The 15606-nt window shown below is 56.0% G+C and carries 14 protein-coding genes; 5 read left to right on the top strand and 9 right to left on the bottom strand.

The annotated features are described in order from the left end of the window. Nucleotides 1–319: hypothetical protein (locus tag ACIQ20_RS09095; RefSeq protein ID WP_395779543.1), on the bottom strand; the 319-nt coding region annotated here is incomplete at its 3' end. A gap of 257 nt (nucleotides 320–576) precedes the next feature. On the opposite strand from ACIQ20_RS09095, the gene ccrA reads away from it, so the two are divergent. Continuing rightward, complete coding sequence (gene ccrA / locus ACIQ20_RS09090) at nucleotides 577–1872, top strand: crotonyl-CoA carboxylase/reductase (protein ID WP_395779541.1); 1296 nt, start codon at nucleotides 577–579, stop codon at nucleotides 1870–1872. An 80-nt stretch (nucleotides 1873–1952) separates the two neighbouring features. Continuing rightward, nucleotides 1953–2813, top strand: coding sequence for a TauD/TfdA dioxygenase family protein (locus ACIQ20_RS09085; protein WP_395779539.1), 861 nt, complete (start codon nucleotides 1953–1955; stop codon nucleotides 2811–2813). A gap of 14 nt (nucleotides 2814–2827) precedes the next feature. On the opposite strand, the gene ACIQ20_RS09080 is transcribed toward ACIQ20_RS09085, so the two are convergent. Together ACIQ20_RS09080 and ACIQ20_RS09075 are read right to left on the bottom strand one after the other, a co-directional pair. Continuing rightward, the gene (locus ACIQ20_RS09080) at nucleotides 2828–3502 is read right to left on the bottom strand and encodes a GAP family protein (RefSeq protein WP_395779537.1); all 675 of its coding nucleotides are present in this window, start codon (nucleotides 3500–3502) and stop codon (nucleotides 2828–2830) included. Between the two features lie 884 nt (nucleotides 3503–4386). Beyond that, a complete protein-coding gene (locus ACIQ20_RS09075; RefSeq protein ID WP_395779535.1) occupies nucleotides 4387–5643 on the bottom strand; it encodes a serine hydrolase domain-containing protein in 1257 nt (418 codons plus the stop codon). Nucleotides 5644–5888: 245 nt separating this feature from the next. Here ACIQ20_RS09075 and ACIQ20_RS09070 point away from each other — a divergent pair, with 245 nt between their 5' ends. After that, the gene (locus ACIQ20_RS09070; RefSeq protein ID WP_395779533.1) at nucleotides 5889–7475 is read left to right on the top strand and encodes a hypothetical protein; all 1587 of its coding nucleotides are present in this window, start codon (nucleotides 5889–5891) and stop codon (nucleotides 7473–7475) included. On the opposite strand, the gene ACIQ20_RS09065 is transcribed toward ACIQ20_RS09070, so the two are convergent. The 5 genes from ACIQ20_RS09065 to ACIQ20_RS09045 all read right to left on the bottom strand — a co-directional run bounded on the left by ACIQ20_RS09065 (nucleotide 7472) and on the right by ACIQ20_RS09045 (nucleotide 10535). Then, nucleotides 7472–8218, bottom strand: coding sequence for a pseudouridine synthase (locus tag ACIQ20_RS09065; protein ID WP_395779531.1), 747 nt, complete (start codon nucleotides 8216–8218; stop codon nucleotides 7472–7474). The genes ACIQ20_RS09070 and ACIQ20_RS09065 overlap by 4 nt on opposite strands. Then, nucleotides 8215–9123: a class I SAM-dependent methyltransferase gene (locus ACIQ20_RS09060; RefSeq protein ID WP_395779529.1), complete on the bottom strand. Its 909-nt coding sequence runs from the start codon at nucleotides 9121–9123 to the stop codon at nucleotides 8215–8217. Before ACIQ20_RS09060 ends, ACIQ20_RS09065 begins: the two co-directional genes overlap by 4 nt. 149 nt (nucleotides 9124–9272) lie before the next feature. Then, complete coding sequence (fliE, locus tag ACIQ20_RS09055; protein ID WP_313585738.1) at nucleotides 9273–9581, bottom strand: flagellar hook-basal body complex protein FliE; 309 nt, start codon at nucleotides 9579–9581, stop codon at nucleotides 9273–9275. A gap of 28 nt (nucleotides 9582–9609) precedes the next feature. Continuing rightward, on the bottom strand, nucleotides 9610–10023 hold the full coding sequence (gene flgC / locus ACIQ20_RS09050) for a flagellar basal body rod protein FlgC (RefSeq protein ID WP_395779527.1): 414 nt from the start codon (nucleotides 10021–10023) through the stop codon (nucleotides 9610–9612). Nucleotides 10024–10034: 11 nt separating this feature from the next. Continuing rightward, a complete protein-coding gene (locus ACIQ20_RS09045) occupies nucleotides 10035–10535 on the bottom strand; it encodes a flagellar biosynthesis protein FlgB (RefSeq protein ID WP_395779525.1) in 501 nt (166 codons plus the stop codon). A 122-nt stretch (nucleotides 10536–10657) separates the two neighbouring features. Between ACIQ20_RS09045 and ACIQ20_RS09040 the strand changes: the two genes are divergently transcribed. Beyond that, a complete protein-coding gene (locus tag ACIQ20_RS09040) occupies nucleotides 10658–10981 on the top strand; it encodes a flagellar biosynthetic protein FliO (protein WP_395779523.1) in 324 nt (107 codons plus the stop codon). A gap of 98 nt (nucleotides 10982–11079) precedes the next feature. Beyond that, nucleotides 11080–11796 carry a flagellar type III secretion system pore protein FliP gene (gene fliP / locus ACIQ20_RS09035; protein WP_395779549.1) on the top strand — a complete coding sequence of 239 codons (717 nt, stop codon included), beginning with the start codon at nucleotides 11080–11082 and terminating at the stop codon, nucleotides 11794–11796. Here the strand turns inward: fliP and ACIQ20_RS09030 are convergent. After that, nucleotides 11793–15566, bottom strand: coding sequence for a hypothetical protein (locus ACIQ20_RS09030; RefSeq protein WP_395779521.1), 3774 nt, complete (start codon nucleotides 15564–15566; stop codon nucleotides 11793–11795). The two genes, fliP and ACIQ20_RS09030, sit on opposite strands and share 4 nt — an antisense overlap. Nucleotides 15567–15606 lie beyond the last annotated feature (40 nt).

The raw sequence follows: 15606 nt of genomic DNA, 5'->3' as shown, positions 1-15606 counted from the left end.
GGTCTGCCACCCCACCTGGATGGGGTTCAATCCACTCAATATGCTCCCAAGCCAGTCGCTCATACATAATCCGGCGGTCAAACAGGCCTTGCTCATTCATCTCGACAAGGACAAAGCGGTTGCGGAAATAGGACAAGAATACCTCTTGCAAGAGATTCATCACGCCAAAGGCCAAGGCCAGCAATTCATCCACATGTCGCCAAGGCACAAACTCACCTCTGACAGTCATGGCAATAGTGATGTTTATGGCCGCATAACCGATCGCCAGAATACCCAAAAGAATGCGCGGTGGGCCAATTTTTGCTTGAAACGAACTCACCCTTAACTCCAACTTCTGCTCAAATATACGACAGGTTAGCATCGATCTTTTTGTCCGCTAGTTAGAATGGTTCTTCTAGCGGGGCTAAAAACAGCTTGACAAATTATGCTGCAGCGCAGCAGAAGAGTTTGGCTCAGACTAGGTCTGATCGGGGCTTGAAGCGCATGTTTCTGCCTCTAAATCAGACTATCGAGAAACCAATTTCCACAAAATGCGAAAAACCATCGCGCCAAGCATGTTCAGCGGGAGAGTTCGGGATGACGACAACAGATGTAGCGGCACCACCAATTTCGGGTGAGCCCTTGCTCGATCTCTATCCTGTCGGCAAAATTCCCCCTGCTTATCATGTGCCTAAAACCATGTGGGGCTGGGCGATCCGGAAAGAGCGTCATGGCCGCCCTCTAAAGGCGATGCAGCTTGAAATTTTGCCGACGCCTGAGATTGATAATGATGAAGTCCTCCTGTTGGTGATGGCTGCTGGCGTCAATTATAACGGCGTTTGGGCGGGGCTGGGTGAACCTGTCAGCGTTCTGGATGGATTTGACCAAGATTATGCAGTTGTCGGCTCTGACGCCGCTGGGATCGTTTGGGCTGTGGGCAAGAACGTCAAGCGCTGGAAGCCCGGCGATGAAGTTGTGGTCCATTGCAACCAAGACGATGGTGACGATGAAGAGTGCAATGGCGGCGACCCCATGTTCTCAAACAGCCAGCGCATCTGGGGCTATGAGACACCGGACGGGGCCTTCGCCCAGTTCGCACGGGTTCAGTCCCGCCAGTTGATGACACGGCCCAAGCACCTGACATGGGAGGAAAGCGCTTGCTACACCCTCACCCTGGCGACGGCTTACCGCATGTTGTTTGGCCACCGCCCCCATGTGCTTAAGCCCGGTCAGAATGTTCTGGTTTGGGGTGCATCGGGTGGCCTCGGCGTATTCGCGACCCAATTGTGCGCCGTGTCAGGTGCCAATGCGATTGGCGTGATCTCAGACGAAAGCAAGCGCGACTATGTACTGTCGATGGGGGCGAAGTCCGTCCTCAACCGCAAGGACTTCAATTGCTGGGGGCAGTTGCCCCTCGTCAACGGCCCAGAATTCAACGATTATATGAAGGAATGCCGCAAGTTCGGCAAAGCCATCTGGAACGTCACCGACAAGCGCGATGTCGATATCGTGTTTGAGCATCCAGGCGAAAGCACCTTCCCGGTCTCCGTCTTTGTCACCAAGCGCGGGGGCATGGTCGTGATCTGTGCCGGTACCACGGGCTTTAACTTGACCATGGACGCCCGCTTCTTGTGGATGCGGCAAAAGCGCGTGCAAGGCAGCCACTTTGCCAATTTGCAACAGGCGAGCGCGGCGAACCAATTGGTGATTGAGCGCCGCATTGATCCGTGCATGTCGGAAGTGTTTGAGTGGGCCGATATCCCGCTGGCTCACGAAAAGATGCTCGACAATCTGCATTTGCCCGGCAATATGGCGGTCTTGGTCTGCGCACCAAAGCCTGGCTTGCGGACATTTGAAGATGTGCTGGAAGCCAGCGAATCTGTTCCTGACTAAGTCTAACTTTGGTGAGGCTTGCCGAAAGCCAAATGCAGGATACGATCTCTCTCAAATAATGATCTAGGAGAGACGACATCATGACCGTCCATGTGCCAGCCAGCCAGTTTACTCGCTTTGAAGTTCGCCCTTTGACGCCTACGATTGGCGCTGAATTGCTGGGTATTGATCTGAGCAAAGACTTGGATGACGCCATGATTGGCGACATTCGTGCGGCGCTTTTGGCCCATAAAGTCGTGTTCTTTCGCGACCAAAACATTGACCGCGCCCAGCATTTGGCGTTTGCGCGCCGGTTTGGTCCCCTTGAAATTCACCCCGCAACGCCTCGCGATCAGCCAGACCCAGAAGTCCTGCGTATTGCCCATGGCCCGAACTCGCGCGGGGTCGAGAATAATTGGCACTCCGATGTCACCTGGCGGGCAGAGCCTTCGCTGGGCTCCATCTTGCGTGCCATCGAATTGCCTGAAGTTGGCGGCGACACGTTATTCTCGGACATGTATGCGGCCTATGACGCGCTTAGTCCCGCGATGCAGGCATTCGTCTGCACCTTGGAAGCTGAGCATGATATCGCGCGGGTTTTCGCCAAAAGGCTAAACCAAGACATTGAGAAGCTTCACGAAAAATTCCCCGTCCAAACCCATCCCGTTGTGCGCACACATCCTGAGACGGGCAGACGCGGAATTTACGTCAACACAGGCTTCACCTCTCGAATTCTTGGCCTGTCCAAGAAGGAGAGCGATTGGCTGTTAGACCATTTGTATAGCCTCGCCGCCGTACCAGAGCGTGTTTGCCGCTTCCGCTGGGCACCGGGCTCGCTTGCCTTTTGGGACAATCGCGCTTGCCAACATTATGCGGCGTCAGATTACTTCCCAGCTGTACGAATTATGGAGCGTGTGACCATTGCCGGCGACAAGCCCTATTTTGATCCATCACGGGGCTAGTAGGCCGAGCAGCCCTAAACTGTCAGAAGAAGCCGCAACGCCTCATAGCCTGCCCAGACCCCCAAGGGGACCAGTAAGGCCGGGGTCAGGCGGCGGATCGCCCAGTCCATAGAGCGGTTGATGCTCCCAACGAGGGGCTCAAACTGTTTGTGCGCCATTTTACGGAAGCAGAGCAACACAATCAAAGGGCTAACATAGATCAGGCTATAAAGCGCCAACCAAGCCAAGAGACCCAGAAAATTGGCCTCCGTGGAAACCATGATTGGAATCGCGCCAAAATAGGGCAACGCTGTCGGCAGATCTGATAGGGTCGAGCTCAAGGCAAAGAGAAACACACCAACCAAAGCGGCAGAGTTTGGCTGTTTTGGTTCTTTGTCCGCAACTGCTGCAGGTCGCCGCCACAAAATGACCGCGCCAATGAAAGAACCTAGTGCAAGCGCAAGCCAAAACGCGATCGCCATCCAAGGCTTGATCCAGGGTCGCATGGCCGCTGCAGCCTCAACCCAACCGCTTACCAGCGCGACCCCGCCTAGGAAATAGACCAAAAAGGTTGCCGTAATGAAGATGAAACCGCGCGCCAGACTTTGCTGTCCAGCAATGACAACCGCACAAGCCGCGATAGAGAAGGGATTGAGGCTGTCGATAAAGGCCAAACCAATAATGGCGAGAAAGGCGGAAATAAATGTCATGGGTGGACCAAAAATTAGCTAAAGTTAGGCCTCACTACGTGGGTCTGCCCTATTACTTCGTCAAGCGTAAGCTAGGTACCCGAAACGGATGCGCTGACGTTTTGTAGACCGCTTCCTTTTCCCTTGGCCCCATTTTAGGGGAAACCCTGTTTCACCAGGATGGATCATCTAGGATTAGCGCGACATCTGTGTCGTCACGGGCCCTCTCCTCGCCCCCAATGGGGGGTCGACCAATTGGTCGACGGACGGGGGTGAGGGGGACTTTGCGCAGTGTTGTAGTAGCTCACACAAGATGAAAAGCTCTGAGACCAGCATTCAAATTGGGTGAGTGTAAGCCCTCACCCCGATCCCTCTCCCATAGGCAGAGGGGCCGGGGCGCGTGGTGTGCGCCAAATGAGGTGGGCCAGATTAACGGACTGGCCCGGATTACGACGCAAACCATGCGCCCCGGCTGAAATAAGTCTGTGTGCCCAAGGGAAGATCATGAGCCCTCCTCGGTGGTGACATTTCCCCCGCCTAGTACGTAAAGGCCAAAACACACTTAAGGCTACCCGCGAGGTTGGACCAAGCCTATTGAAAGACTTGACCTCCGGCTTCACACGGCAGTCGGTCTTGAACACACCGGGCATAAGGACAGCTAATCCTTATGAAAACACGAGGCAGCCACGTCTGCCCCGATTAACCCCGCTTACCCATCCCCAACCGGTGTCGCCGCTGCAGCAACAACGCCTTCTTGCCGGAGATGGGATTAGGTTACGGGGATGGCGGATGGGGTGGGATAAGTTTTTGTCTATTCGCACTCCCCTCTGGGAGAGGGGAGCGCCCCAACCCGTCGACCTATAGGTCGACCCCAGTGGGAGAAGGGCATTAAATGCGCGCTGCCCTCACCGCGCCGTAAGCTTCGCTGTCAATGCCCCAAATGCTGCGTCATGGATCGCGGCGGTGAACAAGTTCGACAGCACGGGGTGGCTTCCAAAGCGGACGATGACGATCTGGTTTGTAGGGTCGATATAGACACGTTGTCCCGCCACGCCGAACAGATTGAAGCTTTGATTGGCATCATGGCTGATCCAGAACTGGCTGCGATAGGACCAGTTGAGGCGTGCGGGGATGGGATTTGAGGCCCGAAATGCGCCATTATCGCTGCCCGCCTTAACTTTCTTCACCACAGCGGCGGGAATAATCTGTTGGCCATTAAAACTGCCATCTTGGCGCAACATCTCGCCCAAGCGGGCAAGGTCACGCGCTGTGACATTGAGGCCAGCCGCAGCGATTTCCTGCCCGGCTGGGTCAATCGCCCAAGTTGCGTCATGCTCAACGCCCAGTCGCTTCCAAACCCGTTCAGAAACGAGGCTTGATAGGCTTTGCCCGCTGGCCCGCGCGATCACCCAGCCCAACGCGTCGGTTGCTGCAGAACGATAGCGGAATGGGCCACCGGAATCTGCAAAGCGGGTCTTCAGCGTTGGCAGTGCCTCATAAACACCTTTTGGTGCCGGGATATTTGCGGGGCCCCAGCCCCAAGCCAGGGCATAGCGGTGGATTTCCGCATTTGGATTGGCGTAATTTTCGTCAAAGCTGACCCCGTCGCGCATATCCATAAGGTCGCGCACGGTCGCTGTTTCCCAAGCAGAGCCAGCAAGTTCGGGCACGTAGGTAATGACTTTGGCGGTTTCGTCTAGCTTGCCATCATGGATCAAGAGTTCAGCCATGAGACCGACAAACGACTTGGTGACTGAGAACAATAAATGCTGGCTTTCGGGCGTCATGCCGTTGGCGTAGCGCTCATAAACGACTTTGCCTTTATGTATCACCAACATGGCATCAGTGTGGGTTTCGGCTTCAAATTGCGCCCAGCTGATTGTCTTGCCGTCCGGGGCGGTAAAGGTCAGCCCATCGAGTGACATTGGCTGGCTAGGCAAGGGGCTAACCGGTCCACCGCGCGCCACGCCGCGGGTCGGGAAGAGCTCTCGTACATGTTGATAGCTCCACCCTGTGTAGGGATAGGCGAGCGCATTATCGCGTGTAACACGCTTGTCCTCAGCAGCCGGAAAGCCAACATTATAGCCAGATTTTTGCCAATCCAGACGAGGCTGCGGTGCAGGTGGCATGGCTGGCGCTTGGGCGAATGCCTGAGCACTCATTAAGCAAACTGCTCCCAATATGGCGTATTTCCCGATCCGCATGTTCGTCTCTCCCATCACCTGCTTGATCTATGTCGAGCCTAGATAGGCGTTAGCCTAAAGGGTTACGACCGAGGTGGCGAGTAGTGTTCGCATAGCGCACAGAGCGCGCAACCAACGACTTCACCATTTATAAGGCAGATTTTGCTAATATCCATAGGGGGTCCTCAAGATTTACGGGACGTGTCCTTGGGAGATGGGCTGGCATGACGTCGCTGAGCGTGCAGAATTCGAGACTGACACAGATTGTAAGCCTCGCCTGCCTGTGGATTTTCAGCCTGATCCTAACCCTCCAATTTCCCCCAACTTGGGATGTGGCATGGCAGCACCACATAGCTAAAGAAGTTCTTCATGGGGGAGAGCTTTATCGCGATGTGATCGACCTTAATCCACCGCTCTGGTTTTGGGCGGCAGTCCCCAGTGTCTGGTTGGCAGAGATCACCCAGCAATCCTCGTTCGCGATTGCCTCCTTCTTCAATCTTTTGGGGCTCGCCATCGCACTGCCGTGTATTTGGAGCCTTTTGCCACAGACTTGGACCCCGCATGGCCGGACGATTTTTTGTGCTGGCCTTATTCTGGCAATAGGCATTGTGCCCTTGGATGAGGCCGGTCAACGCGAACAGGCCTTTTCCTTAGCCTGTGCGATTTGGGTTGCTATCTTTGCCGCGCGCCTTAAGGGGCAAAGAATTGGGCTTGTTCTTGCCATTCTGGTTGGGTTGATTGCGGCCTATGGATTTGCGCTCAAACACTATTTTATCTTGGTTCCAATTACATTGGAACTGTGGCTGATCTGGAAGCAGCGCAAGGCTTGGCGTCCCTTTCGGCCTGAAGTTCTCACCCTCGCTTTCAGCGCAGTGGTCTATACCGTATCCGTCTTAGCGCTTGTTCCGCATTATTTGACCGAAATCGTCCCCTTAACAGCAGCAAGCTACCAAGGCCTCCGGGATTTTGGCGACCAACCCATGCTCGTCGCGATTTCAAAGATTATTGGGCTTAGCAGCATTGCATTCATCCCATTTATCTTGGTCCTCTTGAACCGAAGGGCAGGCCCATTTGAACCGATCGCCTTAGGTTTATGTTGGGTCGCTTTAGTGTGTGCTTTCAACGTCTGCATTCAAGCAAAAGGTTGGGGCTATCATTATATGCCTATCAAGGCTGTCATTATCCTCGCAGCCTTAGCCCTTGCCCTGCACAAGCCAAGCGCGCAGCCCGAGAGCGGTATTCGCTTTAGCCGATTGGTGGCCGGTACTTTGATCTTGGGCAATGTGGTCATCCCAGGGCTCAAAACTTGGACATTTGTGCAAGAAAACGCTCCGTTGCCAGAGGGCAGCCCAACTCGAATTGTTGAGCAGATGTTGGAAAAGAGTCCCCGCGACAGCACAGTTGCAGTCTTATCGTCGGACCCAGGCAATGCCTTTTATCGTCCGTTCGAGCAAGGAAAGGCCCTCTATTCTCGCTATTTCTCTTTGTGGATGCTGCCCCAATTGCACGCCGACAAGAGCGTGAATGGGCAAGCGATGCTGCAGGATGTTCGGACGAAGATCACACAGGATTTGATGTGTAGCCTTCCAGACATGATCCTCATTGAAACCACGGCTGGCTATAATTCAGACTTGTGGTCGGCCCAGTTTAGCGTGACTGACCCGCTGGCTATTCTGGAGCCCCAAGCCGCCTTCAACAACTGGATGGGTCAGAATTACCAGGAAGGGCCGCGTCCAGGGACCACAATCCGGGCTTGGTTCCGGACGGACAGCGCTACACCCACAAAGCCGACCACATGCCGGAGAGCCTAAAGCTTGGCGGCAAATACTTTTGCAACATCGTCCTCGGTCATCACGCGCAAACTGCCGGCATCTAGGTCCTCGGGAAGGCCTAAGGCCCCAATCTGATCGCGATGAAGTGCGGTGACATGATTGCCGATCGCCGCGAACATGCGCCTAACCTGATGATAACGGCCCTCATGCAGCGTCAAAATAGCCGACCGCTCACCGGTTACTTCTAACTCTGCAGGCAACAAGGGCTTGGCCTCACCATCCAGCATAAGGCCACCAGCGGCAAAAGCGGCTACTTCAGTGCCGTTGAGCGGCCGATCGAGCGTAACCACATAGCGCTTAGGCACATGGTGCTTTGGCGAGATGATTTTGTGCAAGAGGTCGCCATCATCGGTCATCAAGATGAGGCCAGAGGTCTCTTTATCCAGCCGCCCGACCGTCGATAAGGCCGGCTCTCGTGCCCGCCACCGGTCCGGTAGCAAATCATAGATGAGTGTGCCCGCCTCTTTGCGCGAACAGGTTACGCCCAAGGGCTTATGCACCATGATGACCATGCCGGGTAAGGGGTCGAGCTTTTTCCCTCGGATAAGCATACGGGCCGGCAAATCAGCTTCAAGACTGACGCGCGCGGCCTCATCGCGTACGATCTCACCGTCGAGGCTAATCCAGCCCGCTTTCGTCATCAGGCCAATGTCACGCCTCGACCCATAGCCCATGTTTGCCAAAAGGCGATCGAGACGGGCAGTTGGAACCGGTCGGCTCATCGGATCGCCTGATAGACTTTAAAGCCTTGCGCCTCAGATTTCAGCGTGAAGCTGGCAAAGCGGGCCTTCAAGGTCGCTTCATAGGGCAAATGGCGGTTGGCGGTCAGCCAGAGGGAGCCACCAGGGCGCAAAGCCTCTGCCGCGCGGTGAATCATGGCCGTACCGAGCGCCTGATCCTCAATCCCCGCGCGGTGAAAGGGTGGGTTCATGACAATGGCGTCGAAGGTTTGCCCCAGTGCGCCTGTGGCCACCAAATCGACCCAGACGCTCGAAAATCTTGGGTCCTGAATGCTCTTATGAGCGGCAGCTATCGCCCTGCGATCCAGCTCAAATCCAGTGACCGCAGTGACTTTTTGGCCCTGTAAAACCAGTTGCGAGAACACCCCTGCCCCGCACCCGAAATCCGCCACCTTGCCGGACAAGGCTGGCAGAACTTCCATCAAAGCCTTAGAGCCCGCATCCACACGGTCCCAACTAAACAGCCCCGGCTGTCCCCAAAAGCCTAAGTCTGGGAGCAGACGCAATGCGCCTTCGGCTAGTGCCGCATCCAGTCCCCTCAATGTCTCCGGGCGGGTGCCTTGGCAAATGCGGTGATGCCGTTTGGGTTGGTCCGAGACCATGACCCCAAAGCCCGTCAAGTCTTTGGCCAGACGTGTGCCGCCTTTGTCCTTTGGAGCCAAAATCGTCAAAGGTGCGCCGGGGGCCAGGGCGCGCAGGGCAAGCGCGATCTCATGGCGGCGCTCAATCGTATTAGAAGGTGCCCGCATGACGAGGCCCGCATAGGAGCCCTCTTTCAAGGCATCCAAGGTAACAGCGCCGGGGTGCAACGGGGAAACCTGCACCCCGTCGTGCGGCACTTCGACTAAGCCGGCTGGAATATCGCCATAGATCAAACTTCTGCTCATAGGCCTGATCTGAGCCAGATTGCGTTCAGATACAAGTTCGGCTGGGCAGCGAAGTACAAAAGCGCGTTTTAATCCATAGGATCAAAGTTGCGCGTGAATCTTAAATCAATGTGCGTTTTGATCCAAAGGATCAAAGTTGCGCCTGAATCTTAAATCGGCATCCGCATGATTTCCTGATAGGCTTGGATCGCCTGATCGCGGAAGGCCAACATGGTTTCCATTTGCACTTCGGCAGCGGCCACGGCCGTGACGACGTCGATCATTTCAGCCTTGCCAGTGACCGCTTGAGCCGCTTGGGTTTCTGCAGCCTTTGTGGCCTCGACCGTGGACGAAACTTGTTGTGCCAACATGGACGAGAAATTGAAGTTGGTATCGGCAATCACTGGCCCCGTGCTGGGGGCAGCGCCACCGGCGGCGGCACCATAGGCTTTGGCGGCAAGAAGGGCGGCTGAATTCATAACTCAGGTTTCTCCTGAAAAGGCGCTTTTAGCGGCGCAGCAAATCGAGCGTGCGAGACATCATGGCCCGCGCGCTTTCAACGACATTTAGGTTAGCTTCATAGGCACGCTGGGCCTCGCGCATATCGAGGCTTTCAATCAACGTGTTGACGTTTGGCAACTTCACATAGCCCTCGGGATTCGCCCCGGGGTGGGTCGGGTCATAGCGCAAGCGGAAATCCGACGTGTCCTTCTGGACCTTGGTCATTTTGACTTCTGTTGTACCATTCTCGCGGTTCAGAACTTGGCCAAATACACTGACTTTGCGCTGATAGGGGTCGGCACCGGGATTGGGTGCGGTGGAATTGGCGTTGGCGATGTTTTCCGCAATCACCTTCATCCGCGCGGTTTGAGCGCGAAGGCCGGAAGCAGCAACATTGAGCGCAGCATTCATATCTGACATGGCTTATCTTCCTATTGCGGCTTGCGCGATGCCAAGCGCATCAATTGCAAACCTTTTTGATAGAGGCCTAAAGCCGCGTCATAATTCATGCGCGTATCGGCCACTTTGATCATTTGTTCTTCTAAGACGACCGCATTGCCATCCAGCGTCACTTCGCTGTCTGGCGTCTTAATCGCGCGGCCAGAGCCTGCTGCGGGCGCGCCACCATCCAAGTGCCCGGACCGTGTCGCCGCCATTTTGACTGGCGACAAAGGTGCCGCCCCTGCAAGGCCGCTACGTGCTTGCGGCATTTGCCGCGCGATTGCATCAGCAAAGGCACGGTTATCGAGGTCGCGCGGCACATATTTGGGTGTGGACGCATTAGCGACATTTTCTGCCAAGAGCTTCTGACGCTCGTTCAGAAAGCCCATACGTTCGCGCAGAACGTTAAAAAATGGCGTGTCGGTGATGCCCATGACATGATCCTTGCGATTCTTCGCATCTGTAATGATGAAGTGATCGTGGTTAAGCACTGATTAATATCCCTGAAGGCCTTTTGTTAACTTTTGATTAACCGGAGCGGGCGACGCGAGAACAGGCGTGCAGAAGCACGCGCGATCTGGGTGGGATGGCATCTAGGATAGAGGGCTGACCAATGGACTTTTTTGACCTCATTCGGGCGACCGCTGCTTTGGCCGTAACGCTTGGCCTCTTGCTCGGTGCCGCTTGGCTGGCCCGCCGTTATGGCCTGATGCAGGGCCAAATGCCCGGCCTCGCCAAAGGCCGACTGAAATTGGTGGAGCAGCTATGGCTGGATGCCGGACGGACTCGTGCCATTCTCATTCAGTGCGATGATCAAGAGCTTTTGGTCTTGGTCTCCCCCACCGGGGCGAGCACGCTCAGCTCCAAAACTATCGACCCGTTAGCTTCAAAGCCCCCTTCGCTCGCTGTCTCCTCAGCTACAGGCACCCCTTCATGACCTCAAAAGCCTCAAACAAAGCCGCCCAAGCCAAAGGCCAATCACGGGCCGAGCTCAAACGCCTACTCAAGCGCTGGTTGATCATTTTTGTCTGTGCCATGGGGGCTTCTATGTTGGGGGTTGCCACCGCAGTGGCGCAATCGATCAATTTGGATTTGGGTAGTGGGACTGGACTGACAGAACGAGTGGTTCAGACTGTTGCGCTGATCACCATCCTGTCTCTAGCGCCCTCTGTTGTGATCATGACCACCAGTTTTGTGCGGATTGTTGTGGTCTTGTCCCTTTTACGGACGGCGATTGGCCTTCAGCAAGCACCACCCAATGCGGTGATGGTTTCTCTGGCTTTGTTTCTTACCGCCTTTATCATGCAGCCGACCTTCGAGCGTTCCTGGAATGAGGGCATCGCCCCTTTGACCAAACAGGAATTGACGATGGAGCAAGCTTGGCCGCGCACCACAGAGCCACTGAAGCAATTCATGCTGGTCCAAACGCGGGAAAAGGACTTGGAGCTGTTTATCCGCCTGGCCCGCATCCCGACGCCACAAAATGCCCAAGCGCTGCCGATGCGCGTGGTTACCCCTGCTTTCATGATTTCAGAATTGCGGCGCGCCTTTGAAATCGGCTTCTTGTTGTTCGTGCCGTTTCTGGTGATCGACCTTGTGGTTGCGTCGCTCTTGATGGCAATGGGTATGATGATGCTGCCACCGGTTGTGGTCTCGCTGCCGTTTAAGCTGATTTTCTTTGTGCTCGTCGATGGCTGGCGCTTGGTTGCTGAAAGCCTCGTGCAGAGCTTTAGGGCCGTTCCACCCGGTTAGCGACTGACCACTGGCGCCGGCGGGGGATCACGCGGCGCATCCACACCTGCACGTGCCGCAGGCCGTTTAGGGGCTGGTTGATTTTGTGCTGTCTTCGGTGCCGTGCTCGCTGACCGCGCTGGAGCACGCTGTGGGCTAGAGGCGACAGCAGGAGAACGTTGTGGCGGCAAGCTTGGACGCACGTCTGGCAACAGGGGTGCCGCTTCCTTTTGGGTTCCCTCAGGCTGGAGCGCCTTAGGCAAGATCGAAAGCATAGCAGCCGTCAGACGTCCGTTAGGATTGCCATCCGTTGGGCCAATAGCCCGCGCGGCTTGGGTGGTTTCGGCTCCTGTCGGGGTCTCGATACGGTTTAAGCGATCCCGCAAGCGACGCATCAGACCGTCATACGGGGAGCCGCCGGTGGCGATTTTCACAGCCGATTGTAAGGAGGCACTCGACGGAATGGCACTGTCCGTTACCACTTTGAAGGCTTCGGCATAAGCGCTCTTGCTCATCGCTTGGCCATGGGTGCGAACAAGGCCGCGGTTAAAGCCATCTTCCCGTGCCATAGATTGAGCAACCGCAACCCGCAGAACTTCGCCTGCATCTTCAGGAGTCAAAGTTGCCCGTGCTGGCGGCAGAGATGCCCGCGCATTGGCTGCCGCATTCGGCCAGTCGCCTGCCCGCATATAAATCTCAGTCCGTACCCGCGCCGCATCGGGGGAGTCGTCAAACTCAATGGTTTCCAGCGCGTGATCTTTACGACCAAGATCAGCCAAGCTTGCCGCTTCGATCAAACGACGCTGTTCATTCAAGGGTTCTGGCAAGAGCGATACGCGGCTATTCCAGATCGCACGCAAGGCCTCTTCTGGACGGCGGTCCATCAAGTAAAGTGCGGCAAGATCGGTCGCAACCTGGGCTTTCGAGAAGCCTTCGAGGCGCTTATCAACTTGGTGCTGCAACAATTGCGTGGCTTGGGGTAATAAATCCAGAGCGACTAAGCGCTCTGCCAAGCCACGCACCATGCGGTCCCCATCTGGCCCAATCGGAGCCAAAGTTCGGAAGTCATAGAAGAGCGCCAAGGCTTGGATTGGGTCCATCCCATCCGCGCCGCCTTCGAGAAACAAATATTTGAACTGTTTGAACAATTCATCACGAAGTCGACGGGCAGCTGGCAGATCAGGACGCAGAGTCGAAGCGCTGGCCATTGTCGTCAGGCCGGAGCGAATATCGCCAGCTTGGATATACAGGCCGCCCAAACGACGCAGAATGTCGAATTCCAAGTCGTCACCGCGCCACGTGTAGCGTAGGGCATCCAGCGCCTTGATCGCTTCAATCGGCGAAATTTTGCCGCTCGATTCTCCAAGGTTCGCCTTTTCATAGGCCGCCCGCGCGGCAATCTCGCGATCAGGTGCGGTCGCAAGCTTGGTCAAGGCAACCAGCGCCTCGTTGACGCGGCCAGTGGCCCCCATGGCACGCGCAGCCAGGAGCGCTGCTTGCAATTGCGTCAGTGGGTTTTGGGCTTCGCGCTGTGCGCTATTGGAGGTCATGGAGGCTAACGCGCCATCACCCAATTCTAAGGCGGCATTTCCATTGGCAATGTTAAACCGGGCACGATATTCAGGTTCAAAATTCTGCAGCGCGGTCTTGCCACGTTCAAAGCGGACGCGGGATTCGCTGGCATTGCCGCTCATCTGCGCAGCCAAGCCGGCCCACAACTGCGCGGCAGGATCTTCGGCGACTTCAGGCTCGCTCAACAAATCCAGCGCGCCTTTCCCATGCCCGCCCATCAGGGTGGCGATACCTTCAAGGGCCAACAACTCGGGAGAGCGCTCTAGGGCTGGAACGTCAGAGCGTAATTGCCGAATAACGCCAGAGGCTTCCGCCCCCAGATCCCACACAATAAGGAACCTAGCCAGATCGACTCGGGAGCTGATCTTATTGTTGCTGTCGCCCAACTCAAGTGCGGCTTTGCGCCGCAATTTATTGAGGTTATTGGTGAAATCTGCTTTTGGCCCCAATTGCCAAGTCTTAAAGTCGATGAAGCCCGGCGCCGTGGCTGGACCTTCACTCATCGCATCAGCGGCTGCCAAGCCTGACAAGGCCATGCCCTGCGGGCGGACCAAGACAAATCCGTCGACATCGCGCCGCAATTCGAAATCATCAGTCCTTGGTACAACCACTAAGCCGTGAAAAGTTTCTGGCAAAACGGCTTCCAAATAAGATCTTTGCGCGCCCAAATTGCTGATTGGGCCTAAGGCCAGCCCGACCAAAAGGGTGTCGCCCACCGCAGGATCTGTGATCATGCCAGTTGCTGCACCATCGGGCACTAAGGCCTTTACCCGGGAGGTGCCGTCCAAAGCTTGTTCGCGCACCAAACCAATCGAACGCCCTGTTACTTGCTTTTCTGGCGATAGAACAACTTTCCACTTTGAACCGATCGGTGTCGGGGTCGCCTGAACCTCAGGCGGCGCGATGATGCGAACACCTGAAACCCCGTCCCCGCGAACTTTCTCAATTCGGCTGAGAAATCTGCCACTCGGCACGCGGCCCACATCCACATCTGCTGCGGTCGCAAACAGCACGTAAATTGAATCACCCCGGCGGTACACGGCGGCTGGGGCTGGGGTTTCAAAGTCAAACTCCAGCTGCATCTCCTTACCGACCATGGCGCTGCTCATGCGGACACGGCCGGTGGGCGCAGGATCTGGCCGCTGAGCGAGTAAGGCTTCAGCATCAAGCTCGCTGGCTTTCGCTTCTTCGCTCATGGCATCTGGGTTTGGCGCTGCTCCCTTCGCCTCACCTGCTTTAGCACCTTCTTTGGAAGCTTGCTTGCCAGCAACCGACTTTGGGGCGGGCGAGCCAATCTTGCCGCTAGCTTCGTCTTGCAATGCCTGAATCGTATCGGGGTTTGCCCCTTCTGGCATAATGTCGATTAGGATTGCATTACCGTCCCGGCTGTGACGTACAACACTATTGGGCGCGACATCCAGCAAGAAGGATGAATCTGTATCGGAATTATAGCGCGCGGCATCCTCGACCCGCGCAGGAGGTCGATTGCGGATTGCGGCGGTATCAAAGGCAAATTTGCCTGGTATCGCTATCGCTAAGCGGTCGCCCCGGCGGGCATAGCCATGGGCAGGCAACGGAAACTGATTACCAACGCGCGACAGACGCAGGCGCGTGAATTCCTTGGCCTCAAACACATCTACTTGAACTTTGGGTGCCCCGACCGGCGCAGTCCCATTAATCATTTTCTTGGGTGCGCCAGACTCATCATCGGCTGGGCCTTCGCCCGCTTTGCCCGCCGGAGTCGCTGCCGCTAAGGCTTTGGCCTCACCCTCATAGGGAGGCGGTGCTTCTGCATTCGACATCACGAAGTCAAAAGCCTGAACATTGCCAACACGGCTTGTCACCACACGGGTTGGCTGTAACAGGGCGACGCGAATGGTGCGCTTGTCAGTACTCAATGCGGCTGAGGCCACAAAATCTGGCGCGCCTTTGGCAAAATTTGTCGGATCAGCTTCAATGGCGCGCGGCAGACGGATCAACGCGAGGCCATTATTGGGTGTTGCAACAGCCGTGGCGGCAAGATTGGTCCCCGCAGGCCAAGCGATTAAGAGGCGTGCATAGGTTGCATCTTGGCTAGCAGAAAGCGTGACCCCTTTGAGGCCTTGTTGGGCCGAAGGTGCAGCACCGGCCGCAGGGGCAGCATTTTGGCCATACGCCATCGGTGGCGACGCAAGTGCCACACAGACAACATAAGCAAGTAACCGGCGCAATTTAGCCATCTGGTCTCTAAGTCAGATCTCTTGTTCTCACTGCCGGACC

Source organism: Aquidulcibacter sp., assembly GCF_044346625.1.
Lineage (GTDB): Bacteria > Pseudomonadota > Alphaproteobacteria > Caulobacterales > Aquidulcibacteraceae > Aquidulcibacter.
Note: the sequence above shows the minus strand (reverse complement) of the source record. Positions and strands in the feature narration are given on the sequence as shown.